Source organism: Streptococcus sp. GMD6S (genome assembly GCF_000297015.1).
Genome location: NZ_AJRH01000083.1, coordinates 1 through 4,218, shown reverse-complemented (window position 1 = coordinate 4,218; position 4,218 = coordinate 1). Strand labels below are relative to the sequence as shown.

2 protein-coding genes and 1 pseudogene are annotated in these 4,218 nt (G+C 34.3%); 2 read left to right on the top strand and 1 reads right to left on the bottom strand.

Annotated elements, in window-relative coordinates; all coding sequences use genetic code 11:
• Window positions 1–158, bottom strand: a pseudogene (locus GMD6S_RS12320) (tryptophan--tRNA ligase); the annotation flags it as partial.
• Between the two features lie 195 nt (window positions 159–353).
• On the opposite strand from GMD6S_RS12320, the gene GMD6S_RS08405 reads away from it, so the two are divergent.
• Together GMD6S_RS08405 and GMD6S_RS08400 are read left to right on the top strand one after the other, a co-directional pair.
• Window positions 354–1,976, top strand: coding sequence for an ATP-binding cassette domain-containing protein (locus GMD6S_RS08405; protein WP_000958796.1), 1,623 nt, complete (start codon window positions 354–356; stop codon window positions 1,974–1,976).
• 61 nt (window positions 1,977–2,037) lie between these two features.
• The coding region (locus GMD6S_RS08400; RefSeq protein WP_000834498.1) for a YfhO family protein at window positions 2,038–4,218 on the top strand (2,181 nt) is incomplete at its 3' end.

Below are 4,218 nucleotides of genomic sequence, written 5' to 3'. Positions count from 1 at the left end.
GCGTGATCTGTCAATGCTTGTTGGTCCGCCAAAAAAACAAACATCTCATACTTGTCTTCTTCCTGAAGTAATACTCTGTTTCTAAGGCTCCCAACATAATGTCCAATATGCAGTTTTCCTGTTGGGCGATCTCCTGTTAAAATAATGGGTTTTGTCATTTTTTTCTCCTTCGAAATGGTCTCTTCAATTATAGCATTTTTTTGTTAAAATAACAGAAAATTATTAAAATCAAACAACTAACTCATTGTAAATAAACCTGTAAACTTAATTGACACAAAATTGACAAACAAAAATTTGAATATTTCTCTCTTTTCTAGTAGAATAAATATATTACATATTATAGGAGAAAAACATTGCTTACAGTATCTGATGTTTCACTACGTTTTAGTGATCGCAAACTTTTTGATGATGTCAATATCAAATTTACAGAAGGAAATACATACGGATTAATTGGTGCTAATGGTGCTGGGAAGTCTACATTCTTAAAAATCTTAGCTGGTGATATCGAGCCAACAACTGGTCACATCTCTCTTGGTCCAGATGAACGTCTCTCTGTTCTCCGTCAAAATCATTTTGACTATGAAGATGAGCGAGTTATTGATGTCGTCATTATGGGAAATGAAAAACTTTACAACATCATGAAAGAAAAAGATGCCATTTACATGAAGGAAGATTTTTCCGATGAAGATGGTGTTCGTGCAGCTGAACTTGAAGGTGAATTTGCTGAACTTGGAGGTTGGGAATCAGAAAGTGAAGCATCTCAATTACTTCAAAACCTAAACATTCCAGAAGAATTGCACTATCAAAACATGAGCGAATTGTCTAATGGTGAAAAAGTGAAGGTTCTCCTTGCTAAAGCCTTATTTGGTAAACCTGATGTTCTTCTTTTGGACGAGCCAACCAATGGTTTAGATATCCAATCGATTACTTGGCTAGAAGACTTCTTGATTGACTTTGATAACACCGTTATCGTTGTATCCCATGACCGTCACTTCTTAAACAAAGTATGTACTCATATGGCCGACCTTGACTTTGGAAAAATCAAACTCTATGTCGGAAACTACGACTTTTGGAAGGAATCTTCTGAGCTTGCTGCTAAATTGCTAGCAGACCGTAATGCCAAGGCAGAAGAAAAAATTAAGCAATTGCAAGAATTCGTTGCTCGCTTCTCTGCCAACGCTTCTAAGTCAAGACAAGCAACGTCTCGTAAAAAAATGCTTGACAAGATTGAATTAGAAGAGATTGTTCCTTCTAGTCGTAAATACCCATTTATCAACTTTAAAGCAGAACGTGAGATTGGTAATGATCTCTTGACAGTAGAAAATCTAACTGTAAAGATTGATGGCGAAACTATCCTAGACAATATTAGTTTCATCTTGCGTCCAGGTGATAAGACAGCTCTTATTGGACAAAATGACATCCAAACGACTGCATTAATTCGTGCAATTATGGGTGACATCGACTATGAAGGAACTGTCAAGTGGGGAGTTACTACTAGCCGTTCTTACTTGCCAAAAGACAACTCGGCTGATTTTGCAGGAGGAGAGTCAATCCTTGACTGGCTGCGTCAATTTGCAAGTAAAGAAGAAGATGACAATACCTTCCTACGTGGTTTCCTTGGTCGTATGCTCTTTTCTGGAGATGAGGTTAACAAAACTGTAAACGTCTTGTCAGGGGGAGAAAAAGTACGTGTCATGCTTTCAAAACTCATGCTCTTGAAATCAAATGTCCTTGTACTTGATGATCCAACAAATCACTTGGACTTGGAATCTATCTCAAGCTTGAACGATGGATTGAAAAACTTTAAAGAATCAATCATCTTTGCTAGTCATGATCACGAGTTCATTCAAACTTTAGCAAACCATATTATTGTTTTGTCTAAGAATGGCGTCATTGATCGTATCGATGAAACCTATGATGAATTCCTAGAAAATGCAGAAGTACAAGCAAAAGTTAAAGAACTTTGGAAAGATTAAATAAGACTTCAAAACTCAGTTGGGGTAACCAACTGAGTTTTCTATCATTCTACGAGGTAACATGAAATCATTTTTTAAAACATATTGGACCTATTTTGTTTCCTTCATCATTCCTTTAGTAATTATGACTGGAGTATACCTAACTCAAGGTATCTACTGGAATAGCGATATATCTCCACTATTAGGAGACGGTTTCCATCAATACGTTATTTTTGATGTGGCTTTACGAAATATTTTACATGGAAATGGTAGTTTGTTTTACACCTTTACAAGTGGCCTCGGACTGAATTTCTATGCTCTATCTAGTTATTACTTGGGTAGTTTTCTCTCACCTCTGGTTTACTTTTTTAATCTGTCGAATATGCCAGATGCTGTTTATCTGACCACTCTATTAAAATTTGGATTTATTGGTCTATCAACCTTCTTTAGTCTAAATAGATTATTTAAAGATATCCCAAAATTTTTAAAACTTGCCTTATCTACTTCCTATGCTTTAATGAGCTTCACTGTCAGTCAGTTAGAGATTAAAACCTGGCTAGATGTTTTTATCTTGATTCCTTTAATTATAACTGGTTTACACCTACTTATAACACAAAAGAAGCGCCTACTATACTTTACAAGTTTGTCAATCTTATTTATTCAAAATTATTATTTTGGGTATATGACAGCATTGTTTCTTATTTTCTGGTATCTCTGCCAAATTTCTTGGGACTTTAAAACTCGAAAATCATCTTTTATAGATTTTATTATCACTTCCTTTTTAGCAGGAATGGCTAGTTTGATTATGACCCTTCCTACACTGTTTGATTTACAAACTCATGGGGAGAAGTTAACTGCCATCACAAAATTAAAAACAGAAAGTAGCTGGTATCTAGATATTTTCGCAAAACAATTCATTGGATCTTTTGATACAACTAAGTATGGATCCATACCAATGATTTTTGTTGGATTGCTTCCTTTTATTTTAACCATTCTATTTTTCACAATAAAATCCATAAGGTTTCACGTGAAACTTATCTATGCAATTTTTTTTACTTTTTTAATAACAGGCTTTTACATAGAGGCACTTGATTTATTTTGGCAAGGGATGCATACCCCGAATATGTTTTTGCATCGCTATGCTTGGATTTTTTCCACTCTGTTAATTTATACTGCAGCAGAAGTCTTAAATCGTCTGAAAGAACTGAAGCTATGGAATCTATTTGTCTCACTTTTTCTTGTACTAACAGGATTTTTGGCCACTGTCTATTTTAAATCACACTATTCTTTTTTAACTGATTTGAATATCCTACTCACTCTTGAATTTCTACTAGTTTATGCTCTTTTACTTCTTGCAGTCATTAGAAAATTTATCTCTGTAAATCTATTTGCAATTCTTTTGTCTTTATTTATAACAGTTGAGATAAGCTTAAATGCTTCATCTCAAATAGAAGGAATAGCTAAAGAATGGGCCTTTGCTTCTCGTAGCGCCTATAATAGAGATATCACTGCTATGGAATCCATTCTAAACCAAATTGACAATCCATTTACACGTACTGAAAAACTGCAAATTCAGACTGGGAATGACAGTATGAAATTTAACTACAATGGAATCTCTCAATTTTCGTCTGTACGAAATCGCTCAGCTAGCACTAGTTTGGATAAACTGGGATTCAAATCCTCTGGAACCAACCTCAATCTCCGTTATGTAAATAACAGTCTTTTAGCAGACAGTTTATTTGGAATCCAGTACAATATTTCTGAAACTTCACTTGATAAGTATGGCTTTCAAGAGATTTATCAAAAGGATCATTTAACCTTATATAAAAATCAACTCTCTTTACCCATTGCCTTTGCCACTCAATCTATTTACAAAGATGTAAACTTTAACAATCACACTTTAGATAATCAGGCTTTATTTATAAACCAGCTTGCTAATCTCAACTTAGATTACTTCTCCCAAATAGCATCTGATAAAACAGATACTTCAGATGGTTTAACGAGCATCACAGGTTCTGCGAATGAAGATGCAAAGATTGATTATCAAATTGAGGTTCCTCAAAATAGCCAAGTCTATCTCTCTTTTTCAAATCTTCATTTTACGAATGATAAACAAAAGAAAGTTGACATCATTGTCAACGGTGAAAAAAAGACTTTTACAAATGACAATGCATTTAATTTCTTTAATTTGGGTTATACTGAAGAACAAAAAACTTTCAATATCAGTGTTAGTTTCCCTGGAAATTCTCAGGTGTCATTTGAA